17 protein-coding genes are annotated in these 16208 nt (G+C 35.6%); 8 read left to right on the top strand and 9 right to left on the bottom strand.

The features are described from left to right. The first annotated feature begins 117 nt into the window (after positions 1 to 117). Together QXQ25_04125 and QXQ25_04120 are read left to right on the top strand one after the other, a co-directional pair. The gene (locus tag QXQ25_04125) at positions 118 to 1398 is read left to right on the top strand and encodes an FAD-dependent oxidoreductase (protein MEM0160893.1); all 1281 of its coding nucleotides are present in this window, start codon (positions 118 to 120) and stop codon (positions 1396 to 1398) included. After that, the gene (locus tag QXQ25_04120; GenBank protein ID MEM0160892.1) at positions 1395 to 1676 is read left to right on the top strand and encodes a ferredoxin family protein; all 282 of its coding nucleotides are present in this window, start codon (positions 1395 to 1397) and stop codon (positions 1674 to 1676) included. Before QXQ25_04125 ends, QXQ25_04120 begins: the two co-directional genes overlap by 4 nt. 4 nt (positions 1677 to 1680) lie before the next feature. Here the strand turns inward: QXQ25_04120 and QXQ25_04115 are convergent, their stop codons facing one another. Then, on the bottom strand, positions 1681 to 2169 hold the full coding sequence (locus QXQ25_04115; protein MEM0160891.1) for a MogA/MoaB family molybdenum cofactor biosynthesis protein: 489 nt from the start codon (positions 2167 to 2169) through the stop codon (positions 1681 to 1683). Further along, entirely contained in the window at positions 2166 to 2639 is a 474-nt protein-coding gene (locus QXQ25_04110; protein ID MEM0160890.1) for an HIT domain-containing protein, read from the bottom strand. Before QXQ25_04110 ends, QXQ25_04115 begins: the two co-directional genes overlap by 4 nt. Before the next feature lie 352 nt (positions 2640 to 2991). Here QXQ25_04110 and QXQ25_04105 point away from each other — a divergent pair, with 352 nt between their 5' ends. The 5 genes from QXQ25_04105 to QXQ25_04085 all read left to right on the top strand — a co-directional run bounded on the left by QXQ25_04105 (position 2992) and on the right by QXQ25_04085 (position 7715). Next, positions 2992 to 3630 carry a hypothetical protein gene (locus QXQ25_04105; protein MEM0160889.1) on the top strand — a complete coding sequence of 213 codons (639 nt, stop codon included), beginning with the start codon at positions 2992 to 2994 and terminating at the stop codon, positions 3628 to 3630. A gap of 271 nt (positions 3631 to 3901) precedes the next feature. Then, on the top strand, positions 3902 to 4882 hold the full coding sequence (locus tag QXQ25_04100) for a Gfo/Idh/MocA family oxidoreductase (protein MEM0160888.1): 981 nt from the start codon (positions 3902 to 3904) through the stop codon (positions 4880 to 4882). After that, positions 4875 to 6362 (top strand): amidohydrolase, encoded by a 1488-nt coding sequence (locus tag QXQ25_04095; protein MEM0160887.1) that lies wholly within the window; start codon positions 4875 to 4877, stop codon positions 6360 to 6362. The genes QXQ25_04100 and QXQ25_04095 overlap by 8 nt, the downstream gene beginning before the upstream one ends. After that, positions 6359 to 7279, top strand: a complete 921-nt coding sequence (locus QXQ25_04090; GenBank protein ID MEM0160886.1) for an acetamidase/formamidase family protein — start codon at positions 6359 to 6361, stop codon at positions 7277 to 7279. Before QXQ25_04095 ends, QXQ25_04090 begins: the two co-directional genes overlap by 4 nt. A gap of 4 nt (positions 7280 to 7283) precedes the next feature. Further along, positions 7284 to 7715, top strand: a complete 432-nt coding sequence (locus tag QXQ25_04085; protein MEM0160885.1) for a universal stress protein — start codon at positions 7284 to 7286, stop codon at positions 7713 to 7715. Between the two features lie 32 nt (positions 7716 to 7747). Here the strand turns inward: QXQ25_04085 and QXQ25_04080 are convergent, their stop codons facing one another. The 3 genes from QXQ25_04080 to QXQ25_04070 form a co-directional block, all read right to left on the bottom strand. Then, on the bottom strand, positions 7748 to 10294 hold the full coding sequence (locus QXQ25_04080; GenBank protein ID MEM0160884.1) for a thermopsin: 2547 nt from the start codon (positions 10292 to 10294) through the stop codon (positions 7748 to 7750). Between the two features lie 132 nt (positions 10295 to 10426). After that, a complete protein-coding gene (locus QXQ25_04075) occupies positions 10427 to 11014 on the bottom strand; it encodes an isochorismatase family cysteine hydrolase (GenBank protein MEM0160883.1) in 588 nt (195 codons plus the stop codon). A 48-nt stretch (positions 11015 to 11062) separates the two neighbouring features. Beyond that, positions 11063 to 12334, bottom strand: a complete 1272-nt coding sequence (locus tag QXQ25_04070) for an MFS transporter (protein MEM0160882.1) — start codon at positions 12332 to 12334, stop codon at positions 11063 to 11065. Between the two features lie 104 nt (positions 12335 to 12438). On the opposite strand from QXQ25_04070, the gene QXQ25_04065 reads away from it, so the two are divergent. After that, complete coding sequence (locus QXQ25_04065) at positions 12439 to 13848, top strand: MFS transporter (protein MEM0160881.1); 1410 nt, start codon at positions 12439 to 12441, stop codon at positions 13846 to 13848. Between the two features lie 158 nt (positions 13849 to 14006). Here the strand turns inward: QXQ25_04065 and QXQ25_04060 are convergent, their stop codons facing one another. From QXQ25_04060 to QXQ25_04045, 4 genes are all read right to left on the bottom strand, one after another. Continuing rightward, positions 14007 to 14285 carry a hypothetical protein gene (locus tag QXQ25_04060; protein ID MEM0160880.1) on the bottom strand — a complete coding sequence of 93 codons (279 nt, stop codon included), beginning with the start codon at positions 14283 to 14285 and terminating at the stop codon, positions 14007 to 14009. Continuing rightward, positions 14282 to 14665 (bottom strand): SHOCT domain-containing protein, encoded by a 384-nt coding sequence (locus QXQ25_04055; protein ID MEM0160879.1) that lies wholly within the window; start codon positions 14663 to 14665, stop codon positions 14282 to 14284. Before QXQ25_04055 ends, QXQ25_04060 begins: the two co-directional genes overlap by 4 nt. Before the next feature lie 47 nt (positions 14666 to 14712). Continuing rightward, complete coding sequence (locus tag QXQ25_04050) at positions 14713 to 14958, bottom strand: hypothetical protein (protein MEM0160878.1); 246 nt, start codon at positions 14956 to 14958, stop codon at positions 14713 to 14715. A gap of 370 nt (positions 14959 to 15328) precedes the next feature. Continuing rightward, the coding region (locus QXQ25_04045; GenBank protein MEM0160877.1) for a hypothetical protein at positions 15329 to 16208 on the bottom strand (880 nt) is incomplete at its 5' end.

The raw sequence follows: 16208 nt of genomic DNA, 5'->3' as shown, positions 1-16208 counted from the left end.
AAAGATCTTTTAAAGTAATATAAAAATTTAACTTGATAATCATAAACAAACTATTTTTAGCATTTATAGATAAAATTTAAATGTATATTTTCAATATACCTTCTCAGTGATCTGATTATGTCTGATAAGTTTGATTTAATAGTAGTTGGCGGGGGCCCTGCAGGATTAGCAGCCGCATACACTGCTGCGAAAGCCGGTTTGAATACTTTTGTGGCAGAGCGTGGCGATAATTCAGGCTCTAAGAACATGTTTGGCGGTGTACTTTATGTGGATACGCTTCGAAAGATGATTCCGGAGTTTTGGAAAGAAGCACCTGTAGAAAGGCCGATATCGCAGCGAAAAATCACATTTTTAACTGATGAATCATATGTTTCAATTGACTATAAAAATCAAAAATTTAGAGAACCGCCATATAACGGTTTTTCAGTATTGAGAGCAAAATTTGACAAGTGGTTTTCTCAGAAGGCAGAAGAAGCTGGAGCATTAATAGGCACTGGAATCAAGGTTGATGATCTTGTATATGATGGTGATAAAGTGATTGGCATAAAGTCAGAGTCTGATGTTGTGGAAGGTGATGTGGTTATTGCCGCAGATGGCGTAATATCATTAATTTCTCAGAAGGCTGGGCTGAAAACAGTACCGAAGCCTCAGGATGTGGGACTGGGAATGAAAGAGATTATAGAGCTGCCTGAAGGAGAGATTGATAAAAGATTTGGATTGAAGAAGGGAGAGGGTGTAGAAGAGCTCATTCTGGGCGCACCGACCAGAAAACTGCGCGGTGGAGGATTTGTATATACCAATAAAAACACGGTGTCTCTGGGACTGATTGTATCTTTGGAAGCCATGCGCAAAAGCGAGTATTATGCGTATGATTTGATTGAAAATTTCAGAGCGAATCCATATATCAGCGATCTTATAGAAGGTGGCACGATTAAAGAGTATTCAGCACACGTAATACCTGAACGCGGGTTACAGATGGTTCCAAAGCTTTACAGAGATGGAATGATGGTAGTTGGAGATGCCGCGGGATTTGTTAATTCATCAGGCATATATTTAAATGGCGTTGATCTTGCAATATTGTCCGGCATACTAGCAGCACAAAATGCTATAAGGGCACATAAAGAAAAAGACTTTTCAGCAAAGAGTATGATGCAGTATGAAACAATGTTGAAGAACAGCGTGATAATGAAAGATATGTACACTTATAAAAAAGCGCCTAAAGCAGTAGAAAATGAGAGATTCTATAAAGAATATCCAGAGATGATAAATAACATTATGAGAAATATTGTTATTTCTGATGGAATGCCAAAAAAGAAGATCATGCAACTTTTAAGACAGGAGAATGTTCCGTTGACAACTTTATTAATGGATGCATTGAGTGGAGGTAGAGCTCTATGAGTGAACTTAGTATTGATGATAGACTAGCATTGATAAAATACAAGGTAGATTCCAAACCACACATTATACTTAAAGACCCAAGATTGTGCGATGTTTGCCAGGGCAAGTTTTGTGTGCACTCTTGTCCTGCAAAATGCTATGTTATTGAAAACAATCAGGTAGTGTTTCACTATGAGGATTGTGTAGAATGTGGGTCATGCTTTATAGTATGCGATAGCAAAGCGTTAGACTGGAACTATCCAAGAGGATCTTACGGAGTCACATATAAGTACGGATAAGATATCATTCCTTGTTCAGTTCATAGTAAATATGGCTTATTTCAGGCATAATAAGCTCTTTTACTGCACTTGCAATAGCGGCAGGTGAGCCAGGAATTATAAATACTATCTTCTTATTTATCAATCCTGCAGAGGCCCTGCTCATCATTGCTGCACTGCCAATCTCTTTGTAACTAATCATTCTGAATAACTCTCCGAACCCGTCAATATTTTTTGTAAAGTATGGTTTAATTGCCTCTACAGTAAGATCAAATCTGCTCAACCCTGTTCCCCCATTTACTATCAAGAAATCACAATTGGTCTCTAATACGGCGTCTCTCAGCATTGCAATGTCATCTTTCACCACTTTATAATATACAAGTTTATGAGCTTTAGAAATCAAATCGATTATTAGCTTTCCAGAGTCATCTGTTTTTTCAGTTCTGGTACTGCTCGCTGTTATTACTCCAAATGTCAAAACATAATCATGTTCTTTATGATCTTTCACGCTCATAGTTTATCATACTCCTTTTTAATTTCATTATAAGTATCCTCAATCGCCTGGCTGATCACTCTTGTATCTGAGAATACGGGCATAAAATGCGTGTCTCCATTCCATCTTGGCACTATATGAACATGCAAATGATCTTTGAAGCCAGCACCAGCAACAGTTCCTATGTTTATGCCAACATTGAAACCGTCAGGGTGCATTGCATTCTTGATAGCCATGATGATCTTTTGCATAAACTCTGCTATTTCACTTAATTCAACAGCAGAAAGCAATTCAAATTCTGATACATGCCTTGTCGGAGCAATAAGAACATGGCCAGGATTATATGGATATTTGTTCATTAATATCAAAGCATGTTCTGTACTGTCTATTATTATATTTCTCTCTTTTTCAAAAGCGTTGCAAAATATACACTCATCTGTTTTTGGTGTTCGGACATATTCGATACGCCAGGGCGCAAATATACGATCCATGTTGATAGATCATTATTTAAACATATTTAATGTTTGTCAGAATTTCGGCTTTGTTAAGAATGCTTTAAATTTTAGGGTTTGTGAAACATGGGTTTTGTCAGATCTTAGTTGATATGATCTTGCTTTTTCAGAGCAATATTAATACAGCAGTAAAAGCAGTTGTAAATTTATGCATAAGATTTAGAACCGTATCAGATGGCTTTTAAATCTGTATTATACTTTTAACATGTTCAGAGTAAATGATCTCGATAAAAACTATGGCTTCGACAAAATAATAATCAATTATCAACAGAAAATTGACAACGTCGAAACATGGAAAATTTAATAATGGATCTTGTTATAGTCTGTCTATATGGCAGTCACAATAGAGCAGATCCAATCGGTCCTATATCATTTTATAGGATATCTCAAACTGCCGGGGATATTACCTGCTAATTTATCATTTTTATATTTGATATTATTATTAGCACTGGGTCTGGCTCTGATATTTAAAGGAAAAGCAGTTTGGAAGATTTTATTTGGGATACTTGGAGCATATATAGGTGCCGTATTTTCGATATCTATAATAGATATGATACATTACACAAAAATACCAGTATTGATTATTGCAGCTGCGGGAGCATTATTAGGTGCAATATTATTATTGTTTTTAGTGAGATTGTCACTGTCTGCTGGATTTGCATATATCGCATACTTAGCTGTATCTTTATTATCTGGTCACAATTTTATCATTGCCATTGTTGCGGCGTTAATTGCGTTTTCAGTTGCATATATACTTTATAATAAGATCCTGGTGATACTTGCCGGTTTAATTGGCATGGGTATATTATGGTTTGTATTTTCAAGATTTGGTGCATCCTATTCAGTATCTGTACTGTTCGCAGTTATAATATTTGCAATTGGAATGTATTTGCAATTTACAGAAAAGTCAAGATTTCGCAAAAATGCAATGCGCAAAAAAGAGCAAGAACAGATTTATATGCAACAATAGTTTACAAAATAAAGAGGATAAAGCCCACGAGCTTTAGCCGCGGGAGCAGTGGTTTTTAGTGGGTAATGATAGACATTAATTCATAATATTTTTATCGATTAGCGTGTTCAATTGAAAATCCATGGCTCTATAGCTTTGACATGCCATCATCGTTCTCTTTTCGCTCCTGTACATTTCTCATCATAAAAATCTTCAACTTCATATCCTTTAAATTGTCACAAAGATTAAAAATTTTAGAAAACTATTTATTTCAATTTTTTATTGTGATATTATGAAATTTGGTGTGATTGGAATTGGTAACCATGCTCAAAAAAGAGTGATGCCTGCTATTTTTAATACTAAAAATGAAATTGAAGCCGTATATAGCCGTTCAATCGAGAAAGCAATTAAGGTATCTAGAGAATATCATTCTAAGCCTTTTGATAATTTAGATCTTTTTTTAGATCAGGATTTTGAGGCAGTGTACATAGCCTCGCCTAACTTTCTACATTATGCCCAAGCTAAAAAAGCATTATTAAAAAACAAACATGTACTTTTAGAAAAACCTATGACGTTGAAAAATGAAGAAGCACTAGATCTGGTCAATATTGCCAGAGATAAGAAATTAAGCTTAGCTGTGGGATTTCATTTGCGCTTTAACCCCGCGGTTGAGAAAGTAAAGAATTTACTGCCAGAACTTGGAAATATTACTTATATTTATGGCTGTTGGTCATCGTATTCTTCAGGTAGAACTATAGATCCAGACAGAACATGGTGGTCTGAGGAAGATAAGGTGGGTGGGGGTCCGGTAATGGGTACTGGTGTGCATGTTATAGATACTATAAATAATGTGCTATCAAAGTATCCAGACTCTGTTTTTGCGATGAGAAATCCATCAAAGGTCATTATAGAAACCACAGAATATATCACACTCAGATATTCTAATACCTTAGCAACAGTTTTAGCATCTAGAAATATTGTCAATCCTGACAACAGCCTGATAATATATGGAACTGATGGTACATTGATAGCCAGAGATTTTTTTAATACAGAAGTTTCAGGATCTTTGATATTTAATAAGAATAAAAAAGAAGAGCAAAAAATTGAGAAAGTGAATATGTACGAAGCAGAAATAGTTGATTTTATAAATTTAATAAAAGGCAAGCATGCAAAGATAGCAAAAGGTATAGATGGCTATCAGGTTGTAAAAATTGTAAATGCAGCCTATGAATCTGATCTTGAAAATAAAAGTATAAGCATGAAAAATGATTAAGGCATTTGTCAACGCCAAGATATATGCATCATTTAAACCTTTAAAAATTACAGATGCACTGATAATCAAAGATGGTAAGATTGCAGAACTTGGCTCTGATAAAATCCTGAATTTTGGGAAGATAGAAATTATAGATCTTCACAGATCCATAGTAATGCCTGGTTTTGTGGATGCACACATGCATCTTGATGAGCTTGGAGAATATCTGAACATTCTGGATTTAAGGAATGTAAAATCTATTAAGGAGATGCAAGAAAAGCTTAAAACAGTACAAGATAAAGATTGGATAATTGGACATGGCTGGGATCAAGAACTGTTTGAAGAGCAACGCTGGCCTGACCGTTTTGACCTTGATAAGATAATAAAAGATAAGCCTGTATTTTTAAGCAGAGTTTGTTTGCATGCAGCAGTGCTAAATACTAAGGCTTTAGAGATTTTAGGGCTATTAAATTCAGACTACAGCTCAGAATATTTAGTTCGTGATGATCGTGGAATTACGGGTATAGTTAAAGAACAGGCGTTTGAACAGGCACGAAAAAATATAAAAAAAGATGTGCAAAAATATATAATTGATGGAGCAAATGAGGCGTTGAAGAAAGGTGTTACGTCTGTGGGATTTGTAAGTTGTAATTCTGAAACCTTAAAAATTTTAGATAAATTGAGAGCAAAGTTAAAAATAAGGGTGCATGTATATGTTAATCCTGAGTCCTTGGATGTTTTGAAAGAGTTTAAAAACAGTGAGTTTTTAAAAATCAACGGAATAAAACTGTTTATTGATGGATCTCTAGGTGCTAGAACAGCATGGTTGTCTAGTCCTTATGCAGATGCTGAGACATCTGGAAATTTAGTGATAGATGAACATGAATATTTTCGAATTTGTAGGAAGATGGATCAGCAAAACTTGCAAATAGCCACACATGCTATAGGAGATCGGGCACTGGATGTAGTACTGGACAGTTATGCATTATTAAAAAACAAGCACAGAATCGAGCATGCTTCTATAATACGCAAAGATCAAATTTTAAAAATCAAGGATATTGGTGCTACAATTGTAACGCAGCCACATTTTGTAATTACAGATTTCTGGGTTTTAGATAGAGTAGGAAAAGAAAGAGCAGAACAAGTATATCCGTTTAGAACATTAATAGAAAATAATATTCCTGTTGCATTTTCTACTGATTCTCCTGTAGAGCCCATAGATCCATGGCAAACAGTATATTCAGCAGTTACAAGAGGAGAATATGAAAAAATACCATTATATAAAGAGTCCGGATCTCAGACATTGAGTCTTGAAGAATCTTTATACTTATACACTAAAAGTGCAGCTAAGGCATTGCTAGATGACAACATTGGATCTTTGGAACTTGGAAAATACGCAGATTTTATAATATTGAACAAGGATCCATTTAATGTCGAAGCATCACAATTAAAAAATATAAAAGTTAAAGAAACATATGTAGCAGGTGAAAAGATAGTATGATAAATATAGATGGAACGAAAATAGAGAATTTGCATTTTAAATGGAGCAGCAATAACAAGCCAATAGCTTATGTATCTGCTGAAGAAGAGATTTTGGTAAAAGTGCCAGATGCCTCAACAATGCAGATCACTGAACAATTTAAAACAGAGGATCTAAAAAACTTAGACCAGAGCAAGTTAGATGGTGCTGTAGGCCCAATATATATTAATGAGGCTAAGAAAGGAGATTTGCTAGAAATAGAGTTATTGGATATCAAAGTAGGATCTTGGGGATGGAGTGCAATACTTCCTGATTTTGGGTTATTAAAAAACAGGTTTAACGAAGCGCTGATAATATGGAACATTAAAGATAATATTGCAACTACCGGACCACTATTAAAAAATGTAAAAGTGCCAGTTTCACCATTTTTGGGAGTGATAGGCACGGCTCCAGAGTCAGGGGCATTTGACATGATACCACCCCAGCATTTTGGAGGGAACATGGATAATAAATTATTAGGGAAACATGCCAAACTTTACCTGCCAGTACTCGTAAATGGAGCATTGTTATCAATATCAGATCCACATGCCTCGCAGGGAGACGGTGAAGTATGTGGCACGGCTATTGAAACAACGGCAACTGCTAAAATAAAAACGAGGATATTAAAGCGGAAAAACTTAAAATATCCGTATGCAATTATTAATATTGAGCAGAAAAAAGAAGAACTTCTAGTGACAATGGGTATTGCAGCAGATCTGTACAAAGCGGCTCAGTATGCGGTGGAGGATATGATATCAATGCTGGAAAAATACGGATTTAGTGCGGAAGAAGCATATATTTTGAGCAGTGTTGCCGGTAACTTAAGAATTTCTGAGATTGTCGATGAGCCGCATTTTGTAGTGTCATTGACAATGCCCAAGAAATTGGTAGAGGTGTAAAAAGATGGCAATGAAAAAGATAATAATATGTTATGACGGGTCAGATTTTGCAAAACGTGCCGTAGATTTTGTGATATCAAATATTGCAACCGCAGATACTGAACTGCATTTAGTATATGTTGGGGCTATTAAGTTTGGTGAGACGGTTACTTATATGAATGTGGAAGAGAAAATGCTGAAAATGGTCAGAGAGAATGGAGAGAAAGTGTTGAATGAAGAATATAAGAAAATTGTGGAAAGGTTTAAAAAAGTGACTGTGAAATATCTGGAAGGAACAGATATAGCAGATACAATTTTAGAATATGGAAAATTGATAGGCGCAAACTTGATAGTTGCAGGCAGCAGAGGCATAAGCATATGGGCAGGTGCGTTGCTGGGATCGGTAAGCCAAAAACTGACTGTTAAATCTCCAGTACCTGTACTGATCGTAAAATAGAAAAAAATAGTTTTTAAAAAAAATAAAAAAAATTAAAGTATAACGCTGTTTCCACTCAGCGTTACAGTTATTGATACATTTGCTCCGTTCACTGTTATTGTTGCTGGTACTGATGAATATATGCCGGTCGGGGTAAGTATCAGTAGATAGTAAGCACCATTTGTTACTTGGAAATTCAATGTATTGGATGTGTTAATTGCAGAGTATAGAAATGGATGATTCTGGCTGTTTGAGTATAGAAACGCCATCACTGGGGTATTGGACAGTCCAGATATGGTGATTGTTACATTGTAAGATACGGGAACTATAGGACTGTAATCTCCTCCAATTGCTATAAGTCCAAATACGTTAAATGGAGTTGGCATGTCAGATGTGTAATAGCTCCAGAAGTTTCCAGATTGAGTGGCCTGATTCATAATGTTTCCAGATAACTGGTATCCATTCACCGTGTTGACTATGCTGGCAGATTCAGGAGTAATGTTCCAGGCATTTGTGTAGTTTGCGAAATATCCGTTATATATATTATAATGCGGGCTGTATGCAGGGATCGTGACGTTAAAGTAGTTGTTGTAAATAGTATTGTTGGAACTGTACATGCTCAATCCTGTTGCAGGACCCAGATAAGACATGTCAGCAGCAGTTAATGGAACTGGATAGTTGATAAACTCGTTGCCCCAGATTACATTATGAGAACCACCATATACAAGCATTGAGCTTCCCCAGCTGTAAAAGTTGTTGCCTGCTACTAAATCATTCGTGCTGTTCCATAATATGATGTTTGCCACAGGGAAATCGTACATAAACATGTTATATGAAAACCAGCCTGTTACATAATTGGCATGATATATGGAAACGTGAGAGGTATTATATAATTGAATTTGCAGGTAGTTGTATGTAGGAAGCTTGAAGTAAGTTGCGATGCTTGATGCGGTAGCACCAAAGTTGATGAAAAACGTGGGAGGACTGTTGATCGATATATAAACGTTAGTGTTCAAAATAAGCAATCCTGGAAACACAGGAAACGCATAATCATTCAACTGACTGAATAATGAACTTAGCGAGCCATACTGGTTATTTTCAAGCACATATGGATTATTCATAGTACCATTTCCAGCCATTGAAAGAGCAGCTACCTGAGCATTGTCAAATGCAAACAGAGGAGTGTAAATACCTCTTGCCAGATTCTTTACCATATTTACATTCAATACTGTAGAACTGCTGAAAGTCAGACTTACAGGATTATAGTTGCTGAGCAGTATCTCTGCGCTGTAAGTGCCGGTAGGTAGCTCATATGACACCGTTCCTGAGGTACCTATTGCAGCCCACTGTGCAGTTGAAGCGTTAAATTTCGGGCCTGGGCTGATGAACATGAACGCATTTGAAGGCGTCACCGTTCCTGTGATCTTAATATTGCCAGATCCAGAAGAAACGCCCCATAAAGGTGCTAAAATCGAGGGTCCTGTAGTAAGCACCGCAGTAGGAGTGACACCGTTCCATGATGATGATACACCAAGACTGGTCTCTCCAGTATCACTACCAAAGTTATAAGCAGAGGGTACTGCAGTATATCCAGTAGATGACATGTAATCTAGGTGCATTGTGGCATTGGCATTAAACACGTTGGTCGTGCTTCCGCCACCAGGACCTCCAAGCATTATTTCAGCATCATACAGCAAATAACCATCAGGAGTGAACTCATTACCATTTACCTGATAATAAGCAGGAGCAGTCTTGTAATCTGAAGGCATGCCATAAGTGGAATTGAATAATACTTCATCATAAGATCCAGAGATGGGTGCTTGATTCTGTTGTATTAAAGTATAATTGAAAAATACTGCATCTCTATTATCTATAACCGTGCTGTTAAGAAATAGATTTATGGTAAAAGGAAACGCAACATTGCTAAATGTTGGACCGATCGCATAATAATAAGTGGGTGGAACTGGAATGCCATCATAGCTGTACAAAGAGTTAGGAGTGAACAAAAACTGGTTGCTTGAAAAGTTCCAGATATTGTCTATTAACTCCAATGTATGAGTTCTAACAGAATAAAATACCACATTTTGGTTCCAGAATACATAACTGTTGTTTCCGAACAGTGTAACGTTTCTAAGAACAGTATTTAACTGAAAACTAAGGCTATAAGGGCCGTCATCATCCAGATAAAACACGTTAAGGTTGTTTACGGTGATAGATCCTTCAAAACTGGTAGTGTTTAATACCGTTCCTGTCAAAACACCACTATTGTTCATCAATCCAAAATAACCCAATCCCATTGGTGCCGGAGCTGAGCTGTATAGTGGAGATATAGTATTGCCATTTTTCACATATTTAGCGTTAAAATTTGGTAAATATGCATATTTAGCAGGAATACCATTCTCTTTTAATGAGTTTAGCACCTTCTGAGTCATTGTCGATCCTTGTGAGTTTGATGTTTGATAAGTCTGCGCATGGCTTGGTGCAGCCACAGCATTTGCAGAGGATACCAAAAAACCAGAACTCAAAAAGACGACGACTACTGCTATTGACAGTAGAACTTTCAATATATTTTCCTTTTTTCTATTTGTTATGTTGCCCATACTTTTCTATATTAATCGTCTACTATTTATAATTTTTTGTAATATCTATTATATAATTATTATATAAATAAGCTGTAATATATAAGATCTAAAAAATAGGGTAAAAATTTAGAAAGTTTTTATTTATGGTAATCAAGACAAATTCGCTTTAATGTTTGATACTGTTTCCACAATCATGAGTTTTTCCATATTTTTAAGAGATCTTTCGTGAGCATCTTTGTCTCCAGAGGATACAGCATCTCTTGCTACGACTGTATAATATCCTCTATTTATTGCTTCTCTTGCAGAAGATTCTACGCCTATTTCCGTGGCAATGCCCGTAAAAATTATTGTTTCTATTCCTGCATTTCTGAGCATTAGGTCAAAGTTTGTGCCAATAAAGATGCTCGCTGTGTTTTTTAATAGAACAATCTCCTCTTTTAATGGCTCGATCTCTAGATCAAACATTTCTTTGGGCATGTTTCCAAAACTCGATCCCATCTTGCGAAGCATATACTTTCTTGCCGGAGATTCAAAGTTAGGTGGCAGAGGTGTAATCTTTGTAAAAAATATGGGAATTTTCTTCGCTCTAGCAACGGATATTAGATCATTTAAATTTTTCAGAAAATCAGTGTGGTTGAATATATGTGATACTAGCATCTTTTGTACGTCCCAAACTACCAGTGCTGTGTGTTTTGGATCAATTACATCTTTCAGAGTTTCATAATTTTCTTTTGTCATATTATCTTATTAAGAATATCTTTAATATATATTTTTTCTAAGCGCATATTACCCATGAAATTTTATCATGGAAAAGAAGAAATAGCTGCTTAGTACAGTTACTCCAGCTAAAGCAAATGTAAACCAGTAGCCTATATAATATGATATATACCCTGATAATAGGGCTCCTATCAAAGTGCCGATCCCTATGATTGCACTGTATGCTCCTAGCGATTTTCCTCTATTACTCTTCCCTATGGTCTGAAATACCATTACGCTTGAAACTGTGTAGTATATTGAGAATCCAATACCCGCGGCTAAAGCATAAAATATCATGTTTGAATAAAAGATAATTGGTTTCATTAAAATGAATATAATGCCAATCATGAAGTAAGAGCCGCCTCTTAAAAATAAAGCACTGTAAAGACCTTTAGAGGTTGAAATAGTATGCGGTTTAGAACCGAGATAATAAAACGTTATAGTCTGAACTATCATACCTATGAAAATAACCAGGAATATCGTAGATTCTGAAAGCCCATTTTGCTTTAGTCCAGCAGGGTAAACAGTATTGAAAAGTCCAGATCCTATATAAAACAAAAAAATCGCAAAGTAAAGTTTTGAGATAGTGCTGTTATTTCTTAATTTAAATGATCTTTTTAGCTTAACAATATTGACATTTGTTGACTTTATAAACAATATTGAATTTGTGTACATACGGGATAAAAATGCAAATAGATCTGTACCGAAAATAGACCTATCCATTTTTTTAACAGGCTCAGGTACATAAATAGCACTTGTTACTACCGAAATCAGTGAGATAAAGAACAGTATTAAGATCAGGAACTTCAGTGCTATTACATCCGTAACTACAAATGCGAATGCAAATCCAACAGTTCCACCAACGCTTCCTGCCAATTGCAATATAGAAAATACTCTGCTCCAGAGATCTTTAGATGAAGTTTCCATAACCAGCAAACTCAGCGGGGCGGAATTTGCAGTGATAAGAAACGAATAAAGTGCATAAATCAATATTATGTCCAGTACATTATTTATAAAATATAGTGCAAGAAGCGATCCTGCAAGTCCTATATACGAAATTATTATCTGAGCTCTTCTTCTCTGGTACAAATCTGAAATTTTGCCCCAAATATAAGATGCTGGAATGGAAATAACAGTTCCCGCAGTTATAGCATATGAAGCTTCAATAACTCCTCCACCAGACGCTAATATATAGAGCACGATTATGGTTGATAATGGACCCATAGCTATGTTTGCAAATATAGTATTATAAATCCATTTTAGATCGTATTTATCTTCAGTTTTCAGAGATGTATAGCTCATAGCTTTTTAGCGCTAAGTAAAAAACAATATTTAACTTTTTTTTAGCAGAATCGTTTAGAAAATAAACATAAAAGAATAAATAATACTTACTCTTTCTATACTCTATGCTTAGCAACGCCGGTAGAAAGCTCATACTTTTCACAACCTCTCTAGCTGCATTTCTAGCTCCCTTCACATCAAGCTTGATCTCGTTCGCAGTGCCTAAAATAGGGCAGACTTTTCACGCAAATTTCACAGAGGTGGTTTGGGTACCTCTGAGTTTTTTGATTGCACTAGCATCGTTCATGATTCTTTTTGGAAAGATATCTGATGAATACGGAAGAGTTAAACTATTTAGACTGGGTTTTATAATATTCTTGATTGGATCTTCACTCATCTATTTTGCAGCCAATATCTATATGCTCATAGCACTGGTGTTTTTTACTGGATTGGGAGCAGCGTTCATAGGCACAAATTCAACAGCTATAGTCAGCCACATATACCCTCAACATATTCGTGGTGGTGCATTGGGAATTAATGTTATGTCAGTATATTTAGGATTAACTGCAGCACCGTTTCTTGGCGGTATCTTAATACAGTATTTTGGCTGGCGCTCAATATTTCTTATAAATATCCCTATCGCGCTAATCGGCTTAGTAATATCTTTTTCTTCAATGAAAAATCTGGATATTAGAGGAAAAAGAGTAAAGATAGATGTAAGAGGCGCAATAATATTCACGGTCGGATTAGTATCTACTATTTTCTATTTGAGCGTATCTCAGGTTTATGGCTGGATCTCAATGATATATTTATTAATATTTGGCCTAGCACTTTTAACTATATTTGTTATACTCGAATCTAAAACTGCAAATCCCCTGCTGGACATTTCTCTTTTTACGAAAAACAGGACATTTACTGCCTCCAATTTTACGGCATTTTTAAATTATATCAGCACTTTCTCAATAGTGTTTGTATTCTCAATTTATCTGCAGATTATATTAAAATACAACCCTTTTAATGCGGGACTTATACTTGTAGCAGAGCCTATATTCATGGTGATATTCTCTCCTATCAGCGGTAAACTTTCTGATAGGTATGGTTCAAGAGAGATCGCAGCTATCGGAATGGGTATCATTGGAATATCATTTTTGATACTTTCATTCATAAAGATAAATTCTGTATGGGATATAATAATACCGTTGAGCATGATCGGAATTGGATTTGGATTATTTTCAGCACCAAACACAAATTCTGTTATGGGCTCTGTTACCAAAGACAAGTTTGGAGTGGCATCAGGAACCCTTGGAACCATGAGATTCACAGGACAGTTGATGAGCATTGCACTTGCCAGCACTATTTTAGCTGCCAGCTTGCCAAGAACTATGCTTTTGGAGATGTTTTCCGGTGTTGAGAGCGTTATCACAATATCATACTATAATGCATTTGTATCAGGGTTCAAGGTGGTCATGCTGGTGTCTGGAATATTGAGCTTGATCGGAGTTTACACATCTTTGTTAAAAACTAAACACTCATGAATTCATACAATATTCTCCTCAGTCATAAACTTTGCAATAATATTTTTTCATATATACAACCATAAAAGTCTGTGCCGTGCAATCCTTAATATTCTCTCTTTTTTGTATATTATTTTATAAAACAGACAGAGCTATTTACGATTTTTCTGTGCCAAAGCTCAATTTTTATTATTTTTTATCTCATCGTTCTCATTATTATCCACGCTTATCGTATTTACCTGGCCTATTTTATAATTACTATTTTTATTTTCTATAGTTGCCGCACCTGCAAAAAGTAATAATAGAAATGCAATAATGATTCCTGTGACCAAATACATAGATCCAAGATCAGATTCTCCTAGTGAATCTACATATAGCATCAAGAAAATACTCTCTATCACTGAAAGCAAGCCCAGAAAAAATAATACCACTATAAGATACACTCTTAAATTACTCATCTTTTTCCATCTCTTTCTAAGTCTGCAAGCATCTGATCAAACTGCTCTTTGGTAATCTCTCCTTTTGCATACCTTTCTCTTAATATTTCAACCGCCTCATCATGATCCCATCTATCCCAGAAAACTCTATGATAATATGTGTGAGAAAGCGAAAATGCTCGAAAAACCCATGAGAGTACCCATATTATGAAAAATAACAAAATCAAACCTATGATCAATCCAACAAAACCACCAACCCATCCCATATACGCGGGCATATAATTTATTGTATAGTTCTTTGCGTTGAATAATGCCCCTATCAATGCAGATATTCCTATCAATATGAACATTATAGCCAGTCCGACCACGAATATCTTTCGATAATCATCTCTCTCCCTCATTTTTCAGCACCTCATTCATCTTTATTCAAATACTTAACTATTTCTTTTCATTCTTTCAATGTTTCCTCATTTATATCTTCCCACTCAATCGTTACCTTAATTTTGTCTGGTAGATTATTATTGTTTCTTCCTAATATATTAGACTTAGTGCCTGGTATATTAAACTCATCTACAAACACTTGAGTCATTGCAGCTATATCAATGTGGTGTCCTGGTAATTTTGCATAATAAACAACATATCTGGTAGCTGGTTTCATTCGATCTCTTTCCATCTCAAATTCAAGCGTTCCCATTTTCATTTACCTCCACAATTATCTGATACTTTAATCCCTCTATTTCTTTTTTTATGAACTCTTAGATCTAACCGCCAATTATTTGAAATATCTAAACCTAACTATTCATTATTAACACAAAGTACAAATTCAATGAAGTTAGATTTGATATATAGTCAGTTTTTTGTTATAGCCCTGTGCAATTTTTGTAATTCCTTGCATGAGAATTTATGATACCTATTTACTTGCTATAAACTTTCTTTATATTAACTTTTTTATTATAGAAAATTATTGTATATGAATCAACAAAATATCGTATATGTCAAAACAATGACATCATAAATAGCAAAAAACATTGACAGTGTAATTTTTCATCATTTTGCACTGATTTTTATTTAGACTGATTCTGCGCAATCAAGTTCAGAGAAGGATTTCCAAGTTGATGCCATGTAAATGCCATAGTAGGTATAGCAATTGCTATCATTACAAGGAGAACAATAAAAGTGCCAAAATCAAATGGTAATAACTTATCTACCCCAAAATAATATAGCGGCCCAAGCAAAATAAACAAGATGCCACCGAAAAGAAGTACCCTCGCTCCGACAAGTTTACCAAATTTCTCGACTCTTTGAACACCGAATCTCTTGCTTACCTGAAGAACTTCACCAAAGATAAATCCAATCAACACTAGGATTACAAAGGTTCCAATTCCAAACAATGCTCCGGGTAGCCATCCCAGCATCCATAGTCCTGAGGATGCTATCGCAGGCAGGGTAACTAAATATATCCATATTGAGAATATGCCGGTATCAACCCCAAATCCGGAAATAAAACCATGAATGAGGCACCAATGCACTGGAACTAGCAGCTTAGACTTTTTATCCTGTTTATTGAGAGGAATGTGCTTGGCAAGATCTTTACGAGATATTTTCATAAATAGATGGATATGTGGCATTTTGTTCTTTAAGATAAGATACCCTGCTATAGCCATAACCAATCCAACTATTGAATAAACCGGCCCATTTAATAGGTCTGAAGAGACGAGAAAGGCACCCACTGCAAAGTACACGATCTGGCTCATTATAGCTCGTTGTGTTGTGAATGCAAGAGAAAAAAAGGCTCCTGCCATCATTCCTCCTTTACCAGTGGTAGTTCCAACCGAATATGAAAATGTGATCGGCCAAGTGTGCTCATCTGGGATGACTCCGTGCAACATCCCTAACCCAAAGCAGCCAGCCAGTAAGTAGAGTAAATAGTTATCTATCATATTC

Source organism: Thermoplasmata archaeon (assembly GCA_038729465.1).
Classification (GTDB): Archaea; Thermoplasmatota; Thermoplasmata; order Thermoplasmatales; family ARK-15; genus JAVRLB01.
The sequence above is the reverse complement of the archived record's forward strand: the minus strand, read 5'-3'. Positions and strand labels throughout refer to the sequence as shown.

Coding starts and splice junctions, on each gene's coding strand:
- QXQ25_04070 (MEM0160882.1), bottom strand. CDS start 12,334: ATGAGCTATACATCTCTGAAAACTGAAGATAAATACGATCTAAAATGG.
- QXQ25_04085 (MEM0160885.1), top strand. CDS start 7,284: ATGGCAATGAAAAAGATAATAATATGTTATGACGGGTCAGATTTTGCA.
- QXQ25_04120 (MEM0160892.1), top strand. CDS start 1,395: ATGAGTGAACTTAGTATTGATGATAGACTAGCATTGATAAAATACAAG.
- QXQ25_04125 (MEM0160893.1), top strand. CDS start 118: ATGTCTGATAAGTTTGATTTAATAGTAGTTGGCGGGGGCCCTGCAGGA.
- QXQ25_04110 (MEM0160890.1), bottom strand. CDS start 2,639: ATGGATCGTATATTTGCGCCCTGGCGTATCGAATATGTCCGAACACCA.
- QXQ25_04050 (MEM0160878.1), bottom strand. CDS start 14,958: ATGGGAACGCTTGAATTTGAGATGGAAAGAGATCGAATGAAACCAGCT.
- QXQ25_04115 (MEM0160891.1), bottom strand. CDS start 2,169: ATGAGCGTGAAAGATCATAAAGAACATGATTATGTTTTGACATTTGGA.
- QXQ25_04060 (MEM0160880.1), bottom strand. CDS start 14,285: ATGAGTAATTTAAGAGTGTATCTTATAGTGGTATTATTTTTTCTGGGC.
- QXQ25_04100 (MEM0160888.1), top strand. CDS start 3,902: ATGAAATTTGGTGTGATTGGAATTGGTAACCATGCTCAAAAAAGAGTG.
- QXQ25_04105 (MEM0160889.1), top strand. CDS start 2,992: ATGGCAGTCACAATAGAGCAGATCCAATCGGTCCTATATCATTTTATA.
- QXQ25_04055 (MEM0160879.1), bottom strand. CDS start 14,665: ATGAGGGAGAGAGATGATTATCGAAAGATATTCGTGGTCGGACTGGCT.
- QXQ25_04090 (MEM0160886.1), top strand. CDS start 6,359: ATGATAAATATAGATGGAACGAAAATAGAGAATTTGCATTTTAAATGG.
- QXQ25_04095 (MEM0160887.1), top strand. CDS start 4,875: ATGATTAAGGCATTTGTCAACGCCAAGATATATGCATCATTTAAACCT.
- QXQ25_04080 (MEM0160884.1), bottom strand. CDS start 10,294: ATGGGCAACATAACAAATAGAAAAAAGGAAAATATATTGAAAGTTCTA.
- QXQ25_04065 (MEM0160881.1), top strand. CDS start 12,439: ATGCTTAGCAACGCCGGTAGAAAGCTCATACTTTTCACAACCTCTCTA.
- QXQ25_04075 (MEM0160883.1), bottom strand. CDS start 11,014: ATGACAAAAGAAAATTATGAAACTCTGAAAGATGTAATTGATCCAAAA.